Here is a 22821-nt window from a genome sequence, read left to right on the forward strand (position 1 = left end):
ATCCCGACACAATCTGCCCGCCCAGCGTCTGCGATGCCTTACCCGGCCATGGCGGGCCATTCCTCCCGCCCCACGGCGGCTGCCGCGCATGACGTATCGCGCACCGGGGTCCGTCCGACCGCCTGGGGCATGGACCGATAAAAGCACTTCCGCCTGCCAGGCTCCCCCCGGCACGGCAGGCTTGGCCGATCGGCGCGCGGCGCGTTGACGCCAGGCCAGCGCATCGCCGTCCGTTGCCACTGCCGCCATGCATCCGCCCTTCAGCCTGCCCCTGTGGTTTTCGCGATGGCTGCTGTACGGGCGGCACCGGCTGCTTCCAGGGGGCCTGCTGCTTGCGGCCCTGCTCCTTTGCCCCGTGGTCCGGGCGGCACCACCGCTGGTGCTGCACGATGGCATGCCACCCACCGATCTGTGGCGCTCGTTCGCCGTGATGGCCGACCGCACAGCGGCCCTGACGGCCGAGGAAGCACTCGCTCGCCCTGGCGCGTTCGTCGCCCCGGCACACAGGGCCGGCTCGCTCGGTGTGCATGCCGGAGCCCTGTGGCTGCGCGCCACGCTGGTCAACCAGGCCCGGGCGAATACCGGCTGGGTGGTGAGCATCGACCATCCCGCACTGCACCAGGTGGACATCTACCTGGCGCACGAGGGGCGCATCACGCAGCAGGCCACCATGGGCAGCCTGCGCCCGTTCAGCCAGCGCCCCTGGCAGTCCCGCACCCCGGCCATGGGCCTTTACATGGCCGCCGGCGTGCCCTACGAGCTGCTGGTGCGCGTGCGCACGGGCGGCAGCATGATCGTGCCGGCCACCGTGGCACAGGCCCCGGCGTTTCTCTCTGCCGCCCTGGGCGAGCAGATGCTGCAGGGCCTGTTCGCAGGCCTGTCCGCATGCCTGCTGATCTACAGCGTGGGGCAATGGATCAGCGGGCATGGTCGTCTTTTTCTGCACTACGCGCTGCTGGTCGCGGCCAGCATGGGCTTTTACCTGCAACTCTTCGGCATCGGGGCGCAGTACCTGTGGCGCGACCAGCTTTGGGTCGAACTGCACATCGCCACCCTGTGCGGCTTCGCGGCGCTGGCGACCACGTTCCTTTTCCTCGGGCACGCCCTGCTGGAGGGCAAGGCGCGCGGCGGTTTCTTTCGCGCCATGCAGGCCGGAGCGGCCATCAGCGCGGTCCTGGGCGCCGCCTTTATGGTGGATGGGATCGGCACGCGAACGGCCATGGTGCTGCTGAGCGCACTGGGCCCGTTGCCCTGGCTGATGAGCGCGCCGGTGGCCTGGGCCCGTGCGCGGCGCGGCAATCCGCTGGGTGCCACGCTGCTGCTGGCGAGTGCCACGTACCTCATCGCTGCGGCCACCATGGCCGGCCTGTCGCAAGGTCTGCTGCCTGCGAACGGCTGGACGCTGCACGCCTTCCAGATCGGCACGGTGGCGATCATGCTGCTGTTCATGCGCGTGCTGGGGCTGCGCACCGCGGCGCTGGGCCGGGCCGCGCAGGATGCCCGGCGCGAACGCGACGCCATGCGCTCGCTCGCGCACACCGACCCGCTCACGGGCCTGGCGAACCGGCGGGGGCTCGACCTCGCGCTGGCAGCCGCCATGGCCCGCTGCACGCCCGACCATCTGGCGGCCGTGTACATGCTTGACCTGGACGGTTTCAAGCCGGTGAACGACCGCCACGGCCATGCCGTGGGCGACCAGTTGCTGGTGGCGGTGACGGCCCGCCTGCACGAGCACCTGCGCCACACCGACACGGTCGCCCGCATCGGTGGCGACGAGTTCGTGGTGATGGCCAACGATCTGGCCAGCCCCGAGCAGGCGCATCAGCTCGGCACCCAGTTGCTCGATGCCTTTCGCGCCCCCATCGTGCTCGGCGCGCTGGAACTGCATGTGGGACTGACCATCGGCTACGCCCTCGCACCGCTGGATTCCACCGAGCCTGCCCTGCTGATCAAGCTGGCCGATGCGGCCATGTACAGCGGCAAGCAAAGCGGAAAGTTCTGCGTTCGGCGCAATACCGGCGACCTGGCGCTGTCGTCCGCCTGAGGCGCCCCCGCCGTTCGACACCCGATTTCTCTCTCACCTTTTTCTTTCTTTCCTTTCTTCCTTTCCTTCCTTCATCCAACCACCCGAGGAGCTTCCACCCATGGCCCACCGCAAGAGTCCCGCCCGCATCGCCAAGGACGCCCGCGTCGCCCACCTGACCGCACTGGCCACCAACCAGCCTGCGGACGACCCCACGCCCTGGCAGGCGCTCGCCACGCTGGAACACGGCCTGCTCGGCCGCATCGTCGTGCCCGGCGATCCGAAATACGAAGACGACCGCCAGGAGTCCAACCCGGCCTTCCAGGCCTATCCATGGGTCATCGTCTATTGCGCATGCGAGAACGACGTGGCGCTGTGCCTGGCCTACGCCCGCACCTTCAACGCCTGGGTGGCCGTGCGCTCGGGCGGCCACAGCACGGCCGGCTATTCGGTCAACAGCGGCATGGTGATCGACCTCAGCCTGCTCAGCGGCGTGGTGCTGGATCGCGCCCAGGCGCTCGTGCATGTGCTGCCCGGCACCCCGTTCGACCAGTTCAATGCCGCGATGAACAACACCGGCTGGCACGTCCCTACCGGCGCCTGCGGCAACGTGTGTGTCGGCGGCTTCGTGCAGGGTGGCGGTTATGGCTACACCTCGCGCGCGTTCGGCATCCAGAGCGACCTGGTGGATTCGATGCGCGTGATGCTGGCCGACGGCTCCACCGTGACGGCCAGCAAGACCGAAAACCCGCTGCTCTTTTGGGCGCTGCGCGGCGGCACGGGCGGCAACTTCGGCGTGGTGCTGCAGGTGACCTACCGCATGGTGCCGCTCGACCAGGTCTGGGCCTGGTCCATCAGCTGGGACGCGGCACACGCCGCACAGGTGCTGGAGCTCTTCCAAAGCAGCTACATGAAGGTGGGTGCGCCCGACACGCTCGGCTACATGATGAACCTGGGCTATCTGAACGGCCAGCCCGTGTACATGGTGCAGGGCATGTTCTGCGGCACGCGCGAGGACGGCATGCACGCCATCGCGTCGCTGCTGGCCGTGCCGAGCGCGAAGCTGCTGGTGGACCAGACCGGCACTTACCCGGACATGAACCTCTACCTGGAAGACAAGCCCTACACGCTGCCCGACAACCTGCCCGATGGCATCTGCGAATCCAAGGCCAGCGCGTACATCGCCCAGCCGGTCACGCAGGCCCAGTGGCAGCAACTGGTGGATTACTTCAGCACCTCGCCCAACACCTGGTCGCTCGCTTACCTTGAGCCCTACGGCGGCGCCATCAACCGCTACCCGGCAGCCGACAGCGCGTTCATCCACCGCCATATGGACTGCGACCTGGTGGTGGACGTGTTCTGGCGCAACGAGGAAGAGCGCGCCCACATGGAGCTGTGGATGGCCGGCCTGATGGAGCTGGTCAAGCCATGGCTGTGCGGCGCCGTGTACCAGAACTACCCCGATGCCACGCTGGAGAACTTCGCCGACGCCTATTGGGATGCCCCCACGTACGCCAAGCTGCAGCAGGCCAAGCTGCAGTACGACCCGACGAACTTCTTCCACTACGCGCAGAGCATCGCGCTGCCGCCGCCTCCGAAGGGTTGATCCGGCGCATTGAAGCCGCCGCCATTGCCATCGAGCGCACCCTGCGCCTGCCCGCATGCATGCCCTTGGGAGGCAGCGGGCGGGCAGCGGGCGGCCCGTGCCGGCGCCCCCTTCGAACCGTTCAATCGGACGCGTTGGCGTATCGCACGCAGCCCGAACCCGCGCGCTTGGCGGCGTACATGGCCTGGTCCGCCCGGCCCATGAGTATCTCGATGTCGCCCTCGATGGGGGGATAGGTCGCCACGCCGACGCTCGCGCCCACGCGCACGTCGCAGCCCTCCACCCGCATGGGCTGGCCCAGCGCATCGATGATGCGGTGGCCCAGGCTGCTGGGAGCGCCATGGTCCACATCGGTGTCCAGCATCACCAGGAACTCGTCGCCCCCGAGGCGGGCCACCGTGTCCTGCGCGCGCACCACGTTGCCAAGGCGCTTGGCCACGAGCCGCAGCACCTCGTCGCCCACCTTGTGGCCCTGCTCGTCGTTGATCCTTTTGAAGCCGTCCAGGTCGATGAAGAGCAGTGCCACCGTGCCGGCCTGGTGCCGAGCCGCCTCCAGCGACCGCTCGCAGCGGCGATGGAAGGCCGAGCGGTTGTAAAGGCCGGTCAGCGAGTCGTGGTTGGCCAGATACTGCTGCTGGCGCGAGATTTCGATCTTGGAGGAGACGTCCTGCACCAGCGACATGATCGATGTGACACGGCCTTCCGCATCGGTGAGCGCGGAGTTGAACCATTCGCAGTGGATCTCGGTCCCGTCGCCGCGCAGAAAGCAGGTTTCCACGCGGTTCTGCGATTCGCGGCCGGACTGCAGGCTGGCAAGAGCCTGCGCGAGGTGTTCGTCCATGGCCGCCGTGCCCGGCAGCGCCAGCAGTGACCGGGCCTCGATCTGCACCACGTCTTCCCAGCCCATCAGCTGAATGGCGCGGCGCGAGCAGTGCAGCAGCCGCAGCTCATGGTCCATCTCCAGCACGGCCAGCGGGCTGTTGTCCATGTGCGAGGACAACCGCTGGTTGGCCGCGCGCAGGGCGTTCATGGTCACCTGCAGCTCATGCACGTCCAGTGCGGTGGTCACGAAACCGTCGATCTCGCCCTGGGCGTTGCGCCAGGGTGCCAGGCAAATGGTGCGCCACTCCTCGAAGCCTTCGGGGTTGTGCACGAGGCGCTGGTAGTTCAGGCGCTCGCCGCGCAGCACGCGCTCCACGAACGGCATGAAGCGCGAATGGTTGTAGTCGCCGTAGAGCTCCAGCAGCGTCTTGCCGACCAGCTCCGAGGCCGGGGCACCGAACCAGCGGGCATATTCGTCGTTCACGTACACGACGCGCTGTTGCCGGTTGATCGCCGCCACGGTGGCGCCTACGCTGCGCGTGAGCAGCCCTAGCATCTCTTCGGCTGAAAACTCGGCAGCCGCCCCCGACGCGGGCAGCGCGCGAAATCCCGGCAGCTCGTTTGGCGTCATACGGTGGGAACCTTTGACTGTTTTCGTTGGCGGCGTGGGCAAGCGGGTTGCGGGGCTCTTGAGCGGCTGCCGGTGCCGCGGTGCCCCGGCTTTCCGGCTTTCCGGCTTGCGCGGGGCAGCTTATCACTTTCTGTTACCAATGCCTCGGCGGCCTGGCGGGCGACAGCCAAGGGCCCCCTGCTCCTGCCTGCTCGTCAATCGGCCCAGGTGACCCATCCGGTCCAGGCCGTCAACAGCACCACGATGCCGAAGCCGATGCGGTAGTAGGCAAACGGCACGAAACTGTGCGTGCTGATGTAGCGCAGCAGCCACCGCACGCACAGCCAGGCACTGATGAACGAAAACACCAGCCCGACCGCGAACAGGGGCACGTCGGCCATGGACAGCAAGTGCCGCTCCTTGTAGAGGCTGTACATCCCCGCGCCGATCAGCGTCGGGATGGCCAGGAAGAACGAGAAGTCGGTGGCCGCCTTGCGAGACAGCCCCAGCAGCATGCCGCCGATGATCGTGGCGCCGCTGCGGCTCGTGCCGGGCACCATGGCCAGGCACTGTGCCAGCCCCACCTTGAGCGCGTCGAGCGGGGTCATGTCGTCCACATCGTGCACACGCACCGCGCGGGGCGAGCGGCGTTCGGCCCACAAGATGACGAAGCCGCCCAGGATGAAGGTGCTGGCCACCACCACGGGCGTGAACAGGTGCTCCTTGATGAGCTTGCCGAAGATCAGCGCCAGCACCACGGCGGGCAGAAATCCGATGATCACATTGAGCGCCAATCGCCGCGCCTGGCGCTGCGTAGGCAGCGCCACCACGGTGGCCCGAATCTTCTGCCAATAAACCAGAATCACCGCGAAGATCGCCCCGGTCTGGATGGCGATGTCGAAGACCTTGGCCTTGGCATCGTCGAACCCGAGCAATGAACCCGCCAGGATCAGATGCCCGGTGGAAGAGATGGGAAGAAACTCGGTCAGGCCCTCGACCACTCCCATGATGGCGGCCTTGACCAACAATACGACGTCCACTGGCGCTCCTTGAAATGACAGGCGGGATTATCGGTGCGCGGCGAAGGCGGTGGACAGCCCGCGCCCCACCGGAACGCATGCGAGCCTCGCTTGGCGCGAGCATCAATAAAAATGGGGCTTAGCAAGAAGATATATCGTTTTCGGTTATGGGTTTTGTTTTTTAAAGTCTGGCCATGTCGAACTTCCACACCACCACGACGCCATGACAAACACCCCTGCACGCATTCCTTTCCATCTTGCCTTTCCCGTCCGCGACATCGAGGAAGCCCGCGCGTTCTACGGTCAGCTTCTGGGTTGCCCTGAAGGCCGCAGCGCACCCGAGTGGGTCGATTTCGATTTCTACGGGCACCAGATCGTCGCGCACCTGGCCCCCGAGGAATGCGGCCACAAGGCGAGCAGCGCCGTTGACGGCCATGACGTGCCCGTTCGGCATTTCGGCGCCATCCTGCCCATGGACACATGGCAGGCGCTGGCAGACAGACTGGTGGCACTGCAAACAAAATTCGTCATCGAGCCGTACATCCGGTTCAAGGGCGAACCGGGCGAGCAGGCAACCATGTTCTTCCTCGATCCCTCGGGCAATGCCATCGAGATGAAGGCTTTCGCGGACCTGGGTTCTCTCTTCGCCAAGTGAGAACGCGCGATGAACCCCTACTTCATCAACAGCGCTGGCGTGGCCGCAGTGCTCATGGCTCTTGCAGCTTCGGCATCCGCGGAAACCGACACCCTGAAAAAGATCAGGGAGTCGGCGACGGTCACGATGGGCGTTCGTGACGCATCCGGCGCCATGTCGTTCACGACGGGGCCGGGCAAATACACCGGCTTTCATGTGGAAATTTGCGAACGCGCCATTGCGGATGTCAAGAAGGCCCTGCAACTCGATCGGCTGGAGGTGAAGTACCAGCTGGTGACGCCACAGAACCGCATTGCACTCGTTCAAAACGGAACGGTGGACCTCGAATGCGGCACCACGACCAACAACCTCGCACGCCAGAAAGACGTGGCCTTCGCCCCGACGCTCTATGTCGAGGGTGTCCGCATCGCAGTCAAGTCGGGCTCCGCCATCCAGTCCACGGCGCAGTTGGCCGGCAAGACGATCGCAGCCACCTCGGGCAGCACCTCGGTTCAGGTCCTGCGAAAGCTCAAGAGCGACGCGTCGGAACTCCTGGCCAAGGACAACAGCGAAGGGTTCCTGCTGCTGGAGACCGGGCGGGCCGACGGTTTCGCGGCGGATGGGCAGATTCTTGCAACGCTGATCTCCAAGAGCAAAAACCCCGGGCAATACAAGCTGCTGGACCAGGTTCTGAGCACCGAGCCCATCGCCATCATGCTGCCCAAGGGGGATCCGGCGTTCAAGAAGGTAATCGACCAAAGCATCGCGGCGCTCGCCAGGAGCGGCGAAGTGGCGCGCCTCTATGACAAATGGTTCATGAAACCGATCCCTCCGCAGAACGCCATCGTCGGGCTGCCTGCGACCGAAATGACCCAGGCCGCCTGGGCCCACCCCAACGACAAACCCATGGAAGAGTACGAGGCGCGCTGAATGCGTGAACACCCTATGACCCAAAACACCAAATCGGTTCCGACCAGCGACTATCACGCCGTCGCGGCAGTCGCACAAAAGTACATCGATGGCCTGCGGATCGGCAGCGTCGATACCGTTGCCGAGGCCTTTCACCAGAACGCGGTGATGTACGGCTTCACCGATGGCGAACTGCTCGCAGGCCCGGTCGCCAACCTGTTCGACTTCGTGCGCAAGAACGGGAAGGCCCCGGAGATCGAGGCCCGCTTGGACATTCTGGCAATCACTCCCACCACGGCCGTGATCCGGGTCGATATGGAAAAGGATGCCATCGGTGCCGACTACAACGACTATCTCACGCTCATCAAGATCGGGGGCGATTGGAAAGTCATCGCGAAGGTTTACCACCAGTTCGGGTGAGGTCGCCAGGGAGCCCGAGCGACCACCGCCTTTGCGCTAAGGGGCTGGGGGACGTCGGGGCGCCTGGGCTTGCGCCTTGCTGCGCGCGGGCGCTTTGACGCGGCCGGTCTGCGCAGCCTCCGCCAAGCACCGCGAGAATTGGGCAACGATCGGCGAACTGGTCTGGGCCCGACGCTGGAGCAACCCGATCTCCCGATAGAAGGTGTGCTCCTGCAGCGAGATCACGCGCACCCCATCGGGCAGAGGCAGATGGGCTTCCACCAGCGGAACCACCGCGACGCCCACGCCTTTCGATGCGAGATGGATGAGTCCGGGGATCTCATCCTGTTCGATGGCCTCATTGACCACCAGCCCCTGGCGCCGCAAGAAGCCCTCGACCATGCGGCCACCGAACGAAGACCGGTCGTAGCGAAGAAATGGCCGCTCCTGGATCAAGGTGCGCCAATTCTTGCGGGCCGTCCCCTCCCTGGGAACGACGAGGACGAAGGGCTCGTGGGCAAGCGCTTGCCACGCCATGTCGGAGGGCATGCCGAAAGGCGGGCGGATCATCACCGCGGCGTCGATTTTTCCCGCGTCGAGATCGTCCATCAACCGCATGGAAACGCCGGGCGAGACGTGCACGCGGACCAGCGGAAACAGGCGCCTGAGCCCTTCCAGCGCACGCGCCACGAGCGTCGGCTGCGCCGACGCAATGGCACCGATGCGCAGCACACCCTGGGTGGCGCTTTCATCGGGCGGATCACCGAGCTTTGAAAACAGGGCGCAGATGACCTCTGCACGCTCGACGGTCGTTTGTCCGGCCGCGTTCAGCGTCGCGGAGCGGCCGGTCCTGTCGAACAGGGGAAATCCCAAAGCGTCCTCGAGCCGCTTGATCTGGCTGCTGACGGCCGACTGGGTCAGTCCGATCTGCTCCCCCGCCGAAGCGAAGGTTCCGTATCGGCACACGGCGATGAGTGTCTTGAGTTCGGCGATCATCGCCGGAGCATCTCAGAAATCGATGGAAATCCGAAGGCTACCCCGATTTTCAAGTTGCTCGGATAAACGGGCCGAAGGAATGAATGACCATTAGAAGTAGCCGTGCTCCGGCACCTGCGCCTCCTCGTCATTCACCGCGCTTCCGGCCCCCACCGGCTCCTGCACCACGACCTGGTTTCGCCCACCTTGCTTGGCCATGTACATCGCTGCATCGGCGCGCGCGAAGAATTCGAGGGCGGTTTCGCCCAGCACGTATTGGGTGACGCCGATCGACACCGTCACCCGCCCATGAAGCCGTGGGTTTCCCCATTCGTGCGACTCCACTTGCACGCGGATGCGTTCGCAGGTGTTCAGCGCAGGCAGCAAAGGCGTGGCGGGAAAGATCACCAGGAACTCTTCGCCACCATACCGTCCGAAGTAATCGTCGGCGCGCACGGCGCCCTGCCCCAGCTTGGCAAAGGTGCGAAGCACTTCGTCCCCTTCCAGGTGGCCCATTTCATCGTTGATCCGCTTGAAGTGATCCAGGTCCACCACGGCCATGCAAAGCGGAATGCCGCTTTCATCCGCCAGTTGCTTTTGCTCTTCGAGGGCCGCCAGAACGGACCTGCGATTCAGGCACCCAGCCAAGGCGTCGCGCCGCGCGCTTTCGGTAATGGAGCGCACCTCGCTGCTTTTCTTTTGAAGCAGCCGGTGAAGCATGCGCACACGCCCCATCAACAACACATACGCAGGTAATGCGAAGGCCAGCGACACGATATGCAGCACCTCCAGGCGCAGCAAAGCGGCATTCTCGTTCTGGGCATAGTGCAGGCCGCTGATCAGTCCATAGACGACGAGGATGCCGACGCATACCGACAGCGCCATGTTGCGCGACAGCGTGAACAAGCCATAGGCCATCACCACGAACAAAAACGGCGCCAGGGCAATCTGGGTGACCGGCTCCAGATAAAAGACCAGCAGCAACGCCCCCGCCGAGCCGATCACGATCGGCAGCCGCATTTGGCGATCATGGAAATGTTCATGGACGCCGAAATAGAAAAGGCCCATGAAGGCGACCACCAGCAGCGTGATGAGCCCGGCGACCACGAGCACGGTGGAAAAATCCACGACGCCCAACGCAAAATAACCCAGCACACAGGCCAGATACAGCAAGCACAGCAGGATGGGCACCATGCGCGTGCGCGGACGGTCCAGCCGCCGCCGCATCAGCAGGGCCACCCCCAATTCCGAATGGGGGGCATGCGTGGATGCGTCGAGTTCGTGCAACTCTTCGCTCATTGGAAACGCATCGGTATTTTCAAAGCGCATACGCCGTCGGGCACGCAATGCGTCCCATACATCCCTAAAACCCATGGAAGTGTTTCCTTACGATCGAACCGATGCCCGCGCTATGACCACTGATAAGCAAAAATTCATTGCCAATATTACATATCGGTTCAATTCGGACAATAGTCGAAGAGCAATAGATAGGCCCTTTCCATCGTCAGTTTTGAAAATGGATGGCGTGAATGGTTTGAAAAAGGCGTCGCGTACAAGCCCGCAATGCCGTTGCCCCTGACGGCGCCGCTTTCAACACATGCGGCGCCACGTTCACCGCAGCTTATAGGCAGACGCCCCCTCCAACGTTTCATCGCGTGAGCGACACAATCCGCAAGACCTGCATGCACGCTATACGATACGCATATAATTCATATACGTTTCATATAAAGGCAACCGATGGGTATCGTCAAAATTTCGGATCTGATGCACGAGAACCTGCGGGTCGCAGGCAATGCCCTGAGCCGGTCGATCAATGCGCAAGCCGAGCATTGGATGCGGGTCGGAATGCTCACCGAGCTGTATCCGGAATTGAACCACCGGGAAATCTGCCAATTGCTGATACGCGCCGAACTCGCAGGCGGCCTCGACATCTCGGCGGTAGCCACCTCCCTGCCCGGCAAGCCCCCCGCTTCCGTACCCGGCAAACACTGATGGCCCGGGACATCATCATCAAATCGGCCGAGCAGATCGAAATGGCGCGGCAGGCCGGGCAGCTGGCCGCGGAGGTTCTCGCCATCGTGGCCCCCCATGTCGTACCCGGTGTGAGTACCGAGGCGCTCGACCGCATCTGCCACGACCACATCGTGAATGTCCAGGGCGCCACTCCGGCCAACGTGGGGTATCAGGGCTATCCCAAGACCATCCTCACCTCCGTCAACCAGGTGGTGTGCCACGGCATCCCCTCGCCCGACAGGATTTTGAAGAACGGCGACATCGTCAACATCGATGTCGCGGTCATCAAGGACGGCTGGTTCGGCGACACCAGCCGCATGTATTTCGTCGGCACGCCCAGCACCCTGGCGCGGCGCCTGGTGGAGACGACCTACGAAGCCCTGCGCGCCGCAATCCGGCAAGTCAGGCCCGGGGCGACGCTGGGCGACATCGGCCATGCCATTCAGTCGGTCGCCCAGCGGGAGCATTTCAGCGTGGTGCGCGAGTACTGCGGACACGGCATCGGCCAGGTCTATCACGAAGACCTGCAAGTGCTGCACTACGGCCGGCGCGGCGAAGGGCTCAGGCTGGAGGCGGGAATGGTGTTCACCATCGAGCCGATGCTCAACGCCGGCAAGCACGACACCCGGCAACTGGCCGATGGATGGACGGTGGTGACGAAAGACCGGTCCCTGTCCGCCCAATGGGAGCACATGGTGGCGGTGACCCCCGAGGGATATGACGTGCTGACGACCTGGCCCGATGGCACGGGCACCTACCCGCCGGTGTGAGCCCTCGGCCCGAGGGCATGCACTTCGCCACCTAATGAATCAGGGTCACACCCGGCAACTCACACGCGTAGATAGCGTTGCGCAGCGCCGCAATGACCTCGTAGCGAGGGAAGCTCCTGCGCCATGCCAGCACGATCCGGCGCACGGGCGGTGGCAGGCCTGTCTCTTGCTGGATCGGCAGGTAGCGGATCTGGCGGTCGTCGTTGCGGCGGCGTTTTTCGCTGAGCTGCGCCGTGGGCTCGTCCTCCTTGCGCCGCTTGTAGCCGGGGTGCATCTGGTCATGCGGCACCGATAGACGCGGCACGAGCGTGATGCCCATGCCCCGGGACACCATGTGCTTGATGGTCTCCAGCGAGTAGCCCTCGAAGGTATGGCTTACCCCTTCGGCATCGCCCAGGGAAGGACCGGCATCGGGGTCCAGCGCCTCCAGGTGCTCGCGCAGGCTTTGGTCTGCCTCCAGCAGCAGGAGCGTCTCCCCCTGCAATTCCGTGGTGGAGATGCTTTCGCGCCCGGCCAAGGCGTGCGAGGCAGGCACCGCGGCAACGAGGGGCTCGTCGTAGAGCGCCGCCTTGGCCAGCCCGGTGGAACGAAAAGGCTCCGCCATGATGGCGCAATCGATCTCCCCGGTGCCCAGCATTTCGATCAGCCGCTCCGTGAAGCTGCCCTTGAGGATCAGTTCCATCTGCGGCGTGCGGGACTTGGAGTGGTGCACCAGCTCGGGCAGCAGATACGGGCCCACGGTAAAGGACACGCCGATCCTGACCGTACCGGCCAGAGGGTCCTTGCCGCGCTGGGCGATTTTCTGGATGGTGTCCGCATGCTCCAGGATTCGCCGGGCTTCATAGACGATCTCCTCGCCCACCGGGGTGACCGATACCTTTCCCGCCGTGCGCTCGAACAGCTTGAGCTCCAGCTCATCTTCCAGCTTCTTGATGGCCATCGACAGCGACGGTTGGGACACATTGCACAGGCTGGCGGCGCGACTGAAGCGCTTTTCCTGTGCAAGGGCGACGATGTACTTGAGTTCGGTGAGCGTCATTGTCTGGAGCGAAAGGATGCCACGACTTCATGGCACGGTGTGGCACCGAGCGATGAAGCAAATAGTGCGCCGATTCGACCACAGCGCCATTGCCTGCGCCAGGACCAGGGGTGTCCCTCGGCAAAGCGGGTGCCTCGCCCCCCGGCCGCGCCACCCGGGCCGACCGACCTTGGGCTGGCTCACGGTGCGCCTGCCGGGCCCTCCCACGGTGCCTGCCACCCGCCCCCCAGCGCCTGCACCAGCGTGGCGGCCGCCAATTGCCGGTTCACCTGCAGTTGCAGCAGCGCGCGCCGGGCCGACAGCGCGGTGACCTGCGCGGTCACCACCTCGGTGTAGCTCACCTGGCCCTCGCGGTAGCGGTTCAGTAGCTGCTGCTCGGTGAGGTTGGCGGCCGACACGGCTTCCTGGCGCAAAGGCTCCTGCGCCTGCAGCGTGCGCAGCACGGTGAGCTGGTCCTCCACGTCCTGGAAGGCGGTCAGCACCGTCTGGCGGTAGGTCGCTGCGCGGGCGTCGCGGGCGGCCTCGGCCCCTTCCACCCGGGCGGCGATGGCGCCGCCATCGAACACCGTCTGCGCCACCGACAGCCCCAGCGACCACAGCGCGCCGGAAGCGCTGAACAGATCGCCCACGCTGGTGCCGCTGCGGCCCAGCGAGGCCGTGAGGCTCAGGCTGGGGTAATAGGCCGATCGCTGCACGCCGATCTGCGCATTGGCCGCGGCCACCGCGCGCTCGGCTGCGGCGATGTCGGGGCGGCGCTGCAGCAGGGTCGAAGGAATGCCGGCCGGCACCTCGGGGGCCCGCATGTTCCAGGGCGCGGGTGGCAGCGTGAACGAGGCCGGTGCCACGCCCGTCAGCACGGCGATGGCGTGTTCATAGCGGGCGCGGTTTTGCTGCATCGTGGCGAGGTCCGCGCGCGCGTTGGCCAGCTGGGTGCGGGCCTGCAGCACGTCGGAGTTGGCCACCACGCCGGCGGAGTAGCGGTTCTGGGCGATCTGCAGGCTGCGTTCGTAGCCTTGCACGGTGGCCTGCAGCAGGTCGATCTCGGCATCGGCTTCGCGCAGCTGGAAATAGGCCGACACCAGCGATCCCACGGCGGACAGCCGGGCCGAGGCCAGATCGGCCTCGCTGGCCTGGGCATTGGCGCTGGCGTTGTCCACCGCGCCGCCCAGCCGCCCCCACAGGTCGGGCGCCCAGTCCGCGCCCAAGGCAGCCTGGGTGGTGGTGCCGCGGCGGCTGGAGCCCTCGCCGCCCGCGCGCGAGCCGCTGCCCGACAGGCTGACCGAAGGCAGCAGGCCGGCGCGCTGCTCGCGCACCAGCGCCTGCGCCTGGGCGTAGGCCGCCACGGCGGCCGCGATGTTCTGGTTGGACAGTTGCACCTGCGAGGCGAGGCGGTTCAGGTCGTCGTCCTGGAACAGCGTCCACCAATCGCCACGGTCGATCGCATCGGCGGGCGCGGCGGGCTGCCACAGTGCCCCCGCTTCCTTGAAGGCGGTGGGCAGGGGCAGTTCGGGGCGCTGGTACACGGGTGCCACCGAGCAGGCGACCAAGGGCAGCAGCGCGCCCAGGCAGGCCACGCGCACGGCGCGGGGTGCCCAGGCGACAAGGGAGGGAAAAGCGGGTTTCATGGTTGGTGCAGTGGAGCCGGCGCCGCACCCGCAGGCGGGGCCGCGCGGCTCAGTTGGTGTTCGTTGGCGGAGCGGCGGCGCAGCTTGTCCAGCAGCACATAGACCACCGGGGTGGTGAGCAAGGTCAGCAGCTGGCTGGCAATCAGTCCGCCGATGATGGCCACGCCCAGCGGCTGCCGCAGCTCGGAGCCCTGCCCGAAGCCGATGGCCAGCGGCAGTGCGCCCAGCGCGGCCGCCAGCGTGGTCATCAGGATGGGACGAAAGCGCAGCATGCAGGCCTCGCGCACCGCTTCCAACGCCGACAGGCCCCGGGCGCGCTCGGCCTCCAGCGCGAAGTCGATGATGAGGATGGCGTTCTTCTTCACGATGCCGATCAGGAGGAACACGCCGATGAGCGCAATGATGGTGAACTGCATGTTGAACAGCAGCAGCGCCAGCACCGCCCCCACGCCGGCCGAGGGCAAGGTGGTCAGCACGGTGATGGGATGGATCAGGCTTTCGTACAGCACGCCCAGCACAATGTAGATCACCACGATGGCCGCCAGGATCAGGAAGAACTGCTGCGACTGCGATTGCTGGAACCCGAGTGCCGTGCCCTGGAAGCTGCCGCGCACGTTGGTGGGCATGGCGATGTCGGCCTCCGCCTGCTCGATGACCTGCCGCGCCTGGCTCAGCGAGGTGTTCCCGTCCAGATTGAACGAGATCGTCGTGGCCAGTTCGCCGTCCTGGTGGTTGATGGAGGTGGGCGAGGCCCGCTCCACCACCTTGGCGATGGCGCTCAACGGGACCATGGTCGATGCCGTGTTGCTCAGCACCTGCCCCGTGGAGGCGCCGCGCTGGCCCGGATTGGCGGCCGTGCCGGTGGCCCCGGTCGGGTTGGAGGCCACGAAGATGTCGGCCAGCGCCGGCGGGCCCTTGGTGTATTCCGGCGCCCACTCCATGATGACGGAGTACTGGTTCAGCTCGCCGTAGATGGTCGCCACCGAGCGCTGGCCGAAGGCGTTGTAGAGCGCGCTGTCGATGGCCGAGGCGCTCACGCCCAGGCGCGAGGCACTGGCACGGTCCACCTCGACATAGGTCTCCACGCCGTTGTCGGCTTGGTCGGTGTCCACGTCGGTCAGCAGCTCTTCCTGCTTCAGGCGCTCGGCCAGGCGCGTGGCCCACACCCGCATGTCGGCCAGGTTGTCGCTCTTGAGGGTGTACTGGTAGGTCGAATTGCTGGAGCGCCCGCCCATGCGCAGGTCCTGGACCGGGCTCAGGAACACCTGCAGGCCGGTGATCTGCGCCAGCTGAGGCCGCAGGCGCCCGATCACGGCGTTGCTGCTGTCGGCGCGCTCGCCCACGGGCTTCAGGTTCACGAACAGAAAGCCCCCGCCCGCCCGCCCGCCGCCGGAAAAGCCCACCACCGTGTCCACCGCCGGATCGTTGCGGATGATGCCCACCGCCTGGCGCAGCTTGCGCGCCAGCGCGTCGGAGGAGATGCTCTGGTCGGCCCGCAAGCCGCCGTTGAGCTGACCGTTGTCCTGCTGCGGAAAGTAGCCCTTGGGAATCTTGGTGAACAGGTACACGTTGAGCCCGATCACCGCCAGCAGCACCAGCATGACCAGCGCCTTGCTCGCCAGCGCCCAGTCCAGGCTGTGGGCATAGCCGCGCAGCATGCCGTCGTAGCCCCGCTCGGCCCAGCGCGCGAAGCGGCCGGGGGGCTTGGCCTGGGCGGGGTCTTCCGAGCGCAGCAGCCACGCGCACATCATGGGCGTGGTGGTGAGCGAGATCACCAGCGAGATCGCCACCGCCACCGACAGCGTGACCGCGAATTCGCGAAAGAGCCGCCCCACCTGCCCGTCCATGAACAGCAGCGGGATGAACACCGCCACCAGCGACAGGCTGATCGACAGCACCGTGAAACCGACCTCGCGCGCGCCCAGCAGCGCCGCGGCCATGCGGTCCATGCCGGCCTCGATGTGCCGGCTGGTGTTCTCCAGTACCACGATGGCGTCGTCCACCACGAAGCCGGTGGCCACCGTGAGGGCCATCAGGCTCAGGTTGTTCAGGCTGAAACCCAGGAAATACATGATGCCGAAGGTGCCCAGCAGCGACACCACCGTGGCCACCGCCGGAATGACCGTGGCGCGCGCCTTGCGCAGGAACAGGCCCACCACCAGCACCACCAGCGCGATGGAGACCATGAGCGTGAACTCGATCTCGCGCAGCGACGAGCGGATGGAGTTGGTGCTGTCCGACGCCACCGACACCTGGATGTCCTGCGGCAGCTGGGCCTGCAGGTCGGGCAGCAGCGCGCGCACGCCGTCCACCGTTTCGATGATGTTGGCGCCCGGCTGGCGCGTGATGAGCACGATGATGGCCGGGTCGCCATTGAACAGGCCCAGCGTGCGCGTGTTCTCCACGCCATCGACCACGCGCGCCACGTCGCCCAGGCGCACGGCAGCGTTGTTGCGCCAGGCGATCACCAGCGAGGCGTAGTCGGACGCCTTGCGCGAGGGCGACGGGGTGTAGATCTGCAGGCGCTTGCCGTCGCCTTCGATGGCGCCCTTGGGGCGGTTGGCGTTGGAGGCCTGGATGGCCGCGCGCACGTCCTCGGTGCTGATGCCATAGCGGTTGAGCGCGAACGGCAGCAGCTCCACGCGCACCGCGGGCAGCGAGCCGCCGCCGATCTCGACCTCGCCCACGCCTGCCACCTGCGAGATGCGCTGGCTCACCACGTTGGAGACCGCGTCGTAGATCTCGCCCGGCGTGCGCGTCTTGGAGGTCAGCGTGAGGATGATGACGGGCGCATCCGCCGGATTGCGCTTGCGGTAGGTGGGGTTGCTGCGCAGCGTGGCCGGCAGGTCCACGCGCGATGCGTTGATGGCCGCCTGCACCTCGCGCGCGGCGCTGTCGATGTTGCGGCTCAGGTCGAACTGCAGGCTCACGCGGGCCGAGCCGGTCGAGCTGCTGGAGGTCATCTCGTTCACCCCCGCGATCACGCCCAGCCGGCGCTCCAGCGGCGTGGCCACGCTGGTGGCCATGGTCTCGGGGCTGGCGCCCGCGAGGCTGGCCGACACCGAGATGGCCGGGTAGTCCACCTGCGGCAGCGGCGCCACCGGCAGCACGAAGAACGCGGCGATGCCGGCCAGCGCCATGCCGATGGTCAGCAGCACGGTGGCGACCGGGCGCTCGACGAAGGGGCGCGACAGGTTCATGGCGTGGGCCCGGAGGGCGCGGCGCCGGACTGCGCGGGGGCGGCGGCCGTGCCCCGGCCCGTCCAGCGGCGGCCCAGCCGGTCGAAGGCCAGGTAGATCACCGGCGTGGTGAACAGCGTGAGCATCTGGCTCAGCACCAGCCCGCCGAAGATGGCCAGGCCCAGCGGCCGGCGCAGCTCGGCCCCCTCGCCCCAGCCCAGCATGAGCGGCAGCGCGGCGAACAGCGCGGCCAGCGTGGTCATCAGGATGGGGCGAAAGCGCAGCAGCGCGGCCTGGTGGATGGCCTCTTGCGGGGCCATGCCCTGCTGGCGCTCGGCGTCGATGGCGAAGTCGATCATCATGATCGCGTTCTTCTTGACGATGCCGATCAGCAAAATGATGCCGATGATGCCGATCACCCCCAGGTCGTTGCCCGTCACCATGAGCATCAGCAAGGCGCCCACGCCGGCCGAGGGCAGCGTGGACAGGATGGTCAGCGGGTGGATGTAGCTTTCATACAGCACGCCCAGCACGATGTACACGCACACCATGGCCGCGAGGATGAGCCACAGCTGGCTGGACAGCGACTTTTCGTAGGCCCCCGCCGCCCCCAGGAACTGCATCGACAGCCCCGCCGGTACGCCGATCTCCTGCGCCGCCGCGCGGATGGCATCGACCGCGTTGCCCAGCGACACTCCCTCGGCCCGGTCGAAGCCCAGCGTGGCGGCCGGGTACTGCGCCACGCGGGTGACCTGCAGCGGCGCGAGCTGCTCGCGGATGGTGGCCACGGCGGACAGCGGCGTGGGCGTGCCGCCGCCCGTGCGCAGCTGCAGGGTGCCCAGCGCCTCGGGGCTGTCGAGGTGCTCCTGCTGCGCCTCCAGGATCACGCGGTACTGGTTGGTCTCGGTGAAGATGGTGGAGACGATGCGTTGGCCGAACGCGCTGTAGAGCGTGTCGTCCACCGAACTGGCCGTGACCGACAGGCGCGAGGCCGTGTTGCGGTCGATGTCCACGTAGGCCGACAGGCCCTGCGCGCCCGCGTCCGACGTGGCGTTGCGCACCTGGGGCACCGTGCGCAGGCGCTCCACCAGTTGGTTCGTCCATTCGTTGACCTGCGCCGAATCCACCCCGCCGATCGACAGGCGGTACTCGGTGGGCCCGGTCTCGGCGTCGATGGTCAGGTCCTGCGTGGGCTGCAGGTACAGCGTCACGCCGGCCACGGCGCGCACGCGGTCGCGCAGGCGCTGCATGACGGCCTCCTGCCCGTCGCGGTCGGCCTTCAGGTTGATCAGCATGCGCCCGGCGTTCAGCATGGTGTTGTTGGCGGCGTCCACCCCGATGAAGGAGCTGAGCGACTGCACGTCCGGGTCCGCCAGGATGGCGCGGGCCGCGGCCTGCTGCAGCTCGCTCATGCGGGCGTACGACACGTCCTGCGAGGCCTCCACGCGCGCCTGCAGCTGGCCCGTGTCCTGCGTGGGAAAGAGCCCCTTCGGAATCACCACGTACAGCAGCGCCGTGAGCGCCATGGTCAGCAGCGCCACCACCAGCGTGGCGCCCTGGCGGCGCAGCACCCACTGCAGCCAGATGTCGTAGCGCGCGATCACGCGGTCGAAGCCGCGCTGCACCGCGCCGCCAAAGCCGCGCCGCTCGCCGTGCGGCGGCTCGGGTTTAAGCCAGCGGGCCGACATCATGGGCACGAGCGTGAGCGACACCACGGCCGAGATCAGGATGGTGAGCGCCAGCGTGACGGCGAACTCGCGGAACAGCCGCCCCACCACGTCGCTCATGAACAGCAGCGGAATCAGCACCGCGATCAGCGACACGGTGAGCGAGATGATGGTGAAGCCGATCTGCGTGGCACCCTTGAGCGCGGCCTGGAACGGCGGCTCGCCCTCCTCGATGTATCGGGCGATGTTCTCGATCATCACGATGGCATCGTCCACCACGAAGCCGGTGGCGATGGTGAGCGCCATCAGGCTCAGGTTGTTCAGGCTGTAGCCCAGCAGGTACATCACGCCGCAGGTGCCGATGAGCGAGATCGGCACCGCCAGGCTGGCGATCACCGTGGCGCGCAGGCTGTGCAGGAAAAAGAAGATCACCAGCACCACCATCAGCACGGCCAGCACCAGCTCCATCTCCACATGGTGCACCGATGCGCGGATGCCGGTGGTGCGGTCCGACAGCACCTCCACCTTGAGCGACGCGGGCAGCCCGGCCTGCAGCTCGGGCAGCTGCTTCTTGATGTTGTCCACCGTGGCGATCACGTTGGCGCCCGGCTGGCGCTGCACGTTCAGGATGATGGCGGGGGTTTCGTTCGCCCAGGCGCCCAGGCGGTTGTTCTCGGCGCTGTCCACCACGCGGGCCACGTCGGTCATGCGCACGGGGGCGCCGTTCTTCCAGGTGACGATGAGGTTCTTGTAGTCGTCCACCGTCACCAGCTGGTCGTTGGCGTTGATGCTGTAGGAACGCTGCGGCCCGTCAAAGCTGCCCTTGGCGCTGTTGGCGTTGGCCGAGGTGATGGCCGTGCGCAGGGTGTCGAGCCCGATGCCGTACGAGGCCAGCGCCTTGGCATCGGCCTGGATGCGCACGGCCGGCCGCTGCCCGCCGGCCAGGCTGACCAGGCCTACGCCGGGCACCTGGCTCATCTTCTGCGCCAGGCGCGTGTTCACGAGGTTCTGCACCTCGGTGAGCGGCAGGGTGTCAGAGCTGATGGCCAGGGTGAGCACCGGCGCATCGGCCGGGTTCACCTTGGCGTACACCGGCGGCGCGGGCAGGTCGGTGGGCAGCAGCGACGATCCGGCGTTGATGGCGGCCTGCACCTCCTGCTCGGCCACGTCGAGCGCCAGCCCCAGGCCGAACTGCAGCGTGACGATGGACACGCCCGAGGCGCTGGTGGACGACATGCGCGCCAGCCCCGGCATCTGCCCGAACTGGCGCTCCAGCGGCGCACTCACGGTGCGGCTCATGACCTCGGGGCTGGCCCCGGGGTACAGGGTCTGCACCTGGATGGTGGGGTAGTCCACCTCCGGCAGCGCCGACAGCGGCAGCAGCTTGAAGCCGACCAGGCCGGCAAGCACGATGGCCACCATCAGCAGCGCAGTGGCGACGGGTCTTTCGATGAACGGACGCGACGGACTCATGGGTGGGGCCGGGCGGTCATCAAGGGGTCTGCGGGGCGGGGGCCCCGGGCTGAGCACCCTCCTGCGGCGGGCGCTGGCGGCGCTCGCCCTCCGGCCCGCGGCCTTCGCCACGGGAGCCCGAGGCCCGTGCGCGGCGCGGCTGGGCACCGGCGGCACCGCTGGCCGCCGAGGCCGGGCCGCGCGCGCCCTGCAACTGCACCGTGGCACCGTCCTTCAAGCGGTCGCCGCCTTCGGTCACCACGCGCTCGCCGGCCTTCAGGCCCTCGGTGACGGCCATCAGTCCCACCGTCGCCTGGCCGCGCTTGACCTTGCGCAGCGACACCGTGCGGTCTTCGTTGATGACATAGACGAAGTCGCCGTTGGCGCCCGTGCGCACCGCCGTCACCGGCACCACCACGGCCGGCACCTCGCGCAGCAGCAGCTGCACGTTCACGAACTGGTTGGGAAACAGCGCGCCGTTGGCGTTCTCGAAACGGGCCTTGGCCTTGACCGTGCCCGTGGTGGTGTCCACCAGGTTGTCCAGCGTGGAGAACTGCCCCTTGCCCACCTCGGTGGTGCGGGTGCGGTCGAAGGCCGTCACGGCCAGCGGCTGCGCGCCCTGCTGCGAGGCCTGCACATCGGTCACGCGGTCCTGCGGCACCGAGAACTGCACGTCGATCGGCGTCATCTGCGTGATGGTGGCGATGCCCGTGGCCTCGCCGGCGCTCACGTAGTTGCCGGCATCCACCGTGCGCAGGCCGATGCGGCCCGTGGCGGGCGAGGTGACGCGGGTGTAATCGAGGTTCAGGCGCGCGGTCTTTTCCTGGGCGAGGTCGGTCATCACCGTGCCCTGCAGCTGCTTGACCAGCGCGGCCTGCGTGTCCACGTCCTGGCGCGCGATCGAGTCCTGCGACAGCAGCGTGCGGTAGCGCTCCAGGGTGATGCGGGCGTTGTCCAGCTGCGCCTCGTCGCGCTGGCGCGTGCCCTGCGCCTGCATCAGCGCCTGCTCGTAGGGCCGCGGGTCGATCTGCGCGAGCACCTGGCCCTTCTTGACCATCTGCCCTTCGGTGAACAGAACCTGGGTGAGCACGCCCGAGACCTGAGGGCGCAGGGTGACCGTGGTGACCGGCGTGACCGTGCCCAGCGCATCGATGACCACCGGAAGCAACGCCTGCCGTGCCGTGGCCTCGCCCACCGTGACCATGGCCCGCCCGCCGCCGCCGAAACCGGGCCCGCCCGGCCCCCCGGGTCCGCCAGGCCCCGCCGGACCACCGGCGCCCCGCGCCGCGCCCGTGGGCGCGGTGCTGCGCTGCACCAGATACCAGGCGCCGCCGCCCAGCACTGCCACCACGGCCAGCATCAGCAGCGTGCCGAGCCAGCGCGATCGCCGCGACGGCGGCCGGTGACCGGAAGGCGGCGGGTTGGGAACGGGCGCGTCGTGTGGGTGTGGATTCATGGAAATGGCTGGCGTGGCGTCTAGCGGAAAAGGTCCGTCCCGGGCTGCCGGCAGGGCAGAACGGGGCACGCCGAATCGTAGGGGCTCTGCGTACCGATTGTCTGGCTGCTGTGCGAAGAAAGGTAAACCTGTCGCCCGATGGGCCAGTTCGCGCCGCGCGTCGGGCGGTTCGTCGCATGGCGCTGGCTAAAGCGGGGTGGCCGGGCGCACAGTGCGGCCATCCCTTCCCACCCCGATCCCCGAGGAGCCGCCATGTCCATTGTCCACACCCCGCACCCCATCGACCCCATCGACCCCATTGACGGCCCGGACGACCTGGACCGCCTGGCCCGCAGGCGGGCCGGCGCCAAGATGGGCTGGCTCCTGCACGCCTGCGTGTACCTGTGCGTCAACCTGGCGCTGGCCGCCCTGGCGGCGTACCAGGGGCGGCACTGGGCAGTGTTTCCGGCGCTGGGCTGGGGCCTGGGCCTGGCGATCCACGGTGCGGCCGTTTGGCTGGCGCTGCCGGGCGGGCGGCTGCATGCCCGGCTGGTGGAGCGCGAACGCGCCGCCCTGCGCCAAACCCTGCAGCAACGCTGACCGGGCCCACAATCCGCAGACCCAGCGCCTCCCCCTCTCCAGGG

Annotated in this window: 17 protein-coding genes; 8 read left to right on the forward strand and 9 right to left on the reverse strand. The window is 67.1% G+C overall.

Features of this window, described 5'->3' with window-relative positions:
* Positions 1 to 247 precede the first annotated feature (247 nt).
* Together M5C98_RS16220 and M5C98_RS16225 are read left to right on the forward strand one after the other, a co-directional pair.
* Positions 248 to 2044 (forward strand): diguanylate cyclase, encoded by a 1797-nt coding sequence (locus M5C98_RS16220; RefSeq protein ID WP_272548472.1) that lies wholly within the window; start codon positions 248 to 250, stop codon positions 2042 to 2044.
* Between the two features lie 100 nt (positions 2045 to 2144).
* Positions 2145 to 3629, forward strand: coding sequence for an FAD-binding oxidoreductase (locus M5C98_RS16225; protein ID WP_272548473.1), 1485 nt, complete (start codon positions 2145 to 2147; stop codon positions 3627 to 3629).
* A gap of 121 nt (positions 3630 to 3750) precedes the next feature.
* On the opposite strand, the gene M5C98_RS16230 is transcribed toward M5C98_RS16225, so the two are convergent.
* On the reverse strand, positions 3751 to 5082 hold the full coding sequence (locus M5C98_RS16230; protein ID WP_272548475.1) for a diguanylate cyclase domain-containing protein: 1332 nt from the start codon (positions 5080 to 5082) through the stop codon (positions 3751 to 3753).
* Positions 5083 to 5276: 194 nt separating this feature from the next.
* Positions 5277 to 6101, reverse strand: coding sequence for an undecaprenyl-diphosphate phosphatase (locus M5C98_RS16235; protein WP_272548476.1), 825 nt, complete (start codon positions 6099 to 6101; stop codon positions 5277 to 5279).
* Positions 6102 to 6303: 202 nt separating this feature from the next.
* Between M5C98_RS16235 and M5C98_RS16240 the strand changes: the two genes are divergently transcribed.
* From M5C98_RS16240 to M5C98_RS16250, 3 genes are read left to right on the forward strand one after another with little or no spacing between them, the layout of a single operon-like run.
* Positions 6304 to 6735: a VOC family protein gene (locus tag M5C98_RS16240; RefSeq protein ID WP_272548477.1), complete on the forward strand. Its 432-nt coding sequence runs from the start codon at positions 6304 to 6306 to the stop codon at positions 6733 to 6735.
* A gap of 9 nt (positions 6736 to 6744) precedes the next feature.
* Positions 6745 to 7644 (forward strand): amino acid ABC transporter substrate-binding protein, encoded by a 900-nt coding sequence (locus M5C98_RS16245; protein WP_272548478.1) that lies wholly within the window; start codon positions 6745 to 6747, stop codon positions 7642 to 7644.
* Between the two features lie 15 nt (positions 7645 to 7659).
* Positions 7660 to 8043, forward strand: a complete 384-nt coding sequence (locus M5C98_RS16250; protein ID WP_272548479.1) for a nuclear transport factor 2 family protein — start codon at positions 7660 to 7662, stop codon at positions 8041 to 8043.
* Between the two features lie 36 nt (positions 8044 to 8079).
* Here M5C98_RS16250 and M5C98_RS16255 read toward each other — a convergent pair whose 3' ends face one another.
* Both M5C98_RS16255 and M5C98_RS16260 read right to left on the reverse strand, forming a co-directional pair.
* Positions 8080 to 9018, reverse strand: coding sequence for a LysR family transcriptional regulator (locus tag M5C98_RS16255; protein ID WP_272548480.1), 939 nt, complete (start codon positions 9016 to 9018; stop codon positions 8080 to 8082).
* A 90-nt stretch (positions 9019 to 9108) separates the two neighbouring features.
* A complete protein-coding gene (locus tag M5C98_RS16260) occupies positions 9109 to 10296 on the reverse strand; it encodes a GGDEF domain-containing protein (RefSeq protein WP_272548482.1) in 1188 nt (395 codons plus the stop codon).
* A gap of 438 nt (positions 10297 to 10734) precedes the next feature.
* Here M5C98_RS16260 and M5C98_RS16265 point away from each other — a divergent pair, with 438 nt between their 5' ends.
* Complete coding sequence (locus tag M5C98_RS16265) at positions 10735 to 10989, forward strand: ParD-like family protein (protein ID WP_272548483.1); 255 nt, start codon at positions 10735 to 10737, stop codon at positions 10987 to 10989.
* Positions 10989 to 11780 carry a type I methionyl aminopeptidase gene (gene map / locus M5C98_RS16270; RefSeq protein ID WP_272548484.1) on the forward strand — a complete coding sequence of 264 codons (792 nt, stop codon included), beginning with the start codon at positions 10989 to 10991 and terminating at the stop codon, positions 11778 to 11780. The genes M5C98_RS16265 and map overlap by 1 nt, the downstream gene beginning before the upstream one ends.
* A gap of 31 nt (positions 11781 to 11811) precedes the next feature.
* Here map and M5C98_RS16275 read toward each other — a convergent pair whose 3' ends face one another.
* The 5 genes from M5C98_RS16275 to M5C98_RS16295 all read right to left on the reverse strand — a co-directional run bounded on the left by M5C98_RS16275 (position 11812) and on the right by M5C98_RS16295 (position 22198).
* Positions 11812 to 12819 (reverse strand): LysR substrate-binding domain-containing protein, encoded by a 1008-nt coding sequence (locus M5C98_RS16275; protein WP_272548485.1) that lies wholly within the window; start codon positions 12817 to 12819, stop codon positions 11812 to 11814.
* A gap of 179 nt (positions 12820 to 12998) precedes the next feature.
* Entirely contained in the window at positions 12999 to 14444 is a 1446-nt protein-coding gene (locus M5C98_RS16280; protein WP_272548486.1) for an efflux transporter outer membrane subunit, read from the reverse strand.
* The gene (locus M5C98_RS16285; RefSeq protein ID WP_272548487.1) at positions 14441 to 17644 is read right to left on the reverse strand and encodes an efflux RND transporter permease subunit; all 3204 of its coding nucleotides are present in this window, start codon (positions 17642 to 17644) and stop codon (positions 14441 to 14443) included. Before M5C98_RS16285 ends, M5C98_RS16280 begins: the two co-directional genes overlap by 4 nt.
* Positions 17641 to 20763: an efflux RND transporter permease subunit gene (locus M5C98_RS16290; RefSeq protein ID WP_272548489.1), complete on the reverse strand. Its 3123-nt coding sequence runs from the start codon at positions 20761 to 20763 to the stop codon at positions 17641 to 17643. The genes M5C98_RS16285 and M5C98_RS16290 overlap by 4 nt, the downstream gene beginning before the upstream one ends.
* A 19-nt stretch (positions 20764 to 20782) precedes the next feature.
* Complete coding sequence (locus M5C98_RS16295) at positions 20783 to 22198, reverse strand: efflux RND transporter periplasmic adaptor subunit (protein WP_272548490.1); 1416 nt, start codon at positions 22196 to 22198, stop codon at positions 20783 to 20785.
* A 252-nt stretch (positions 22199 to 22450) separates the two neighbouring features.
* Here M5C98_RS16295 and M5C98_RS16300 point away from each other — a divergent pair, with 252 nt between their 5' ends.
* Complete coding sequence (locus M5C98_RS16300; RefSeq protein WP_272548491.1) at positions 22451 to 22777, forward strand: 2TM domain-containing protein; 327 nt, start codon at positions 22451 to 22453, stop codon at positions 22775 to 22777.
* Positions 22778 to 22821: the final 44 nt, after the last annotated feature.

This window comes from Acidovorax sp. NCPPB 3576 (genome assembly GCF_028473605.1).
Lineage (GTDB): Bacteria > Pseudomonadota > Gammaproteobacteria > Burkholderiales > Burkholderiaceae_C > Paracidovorax.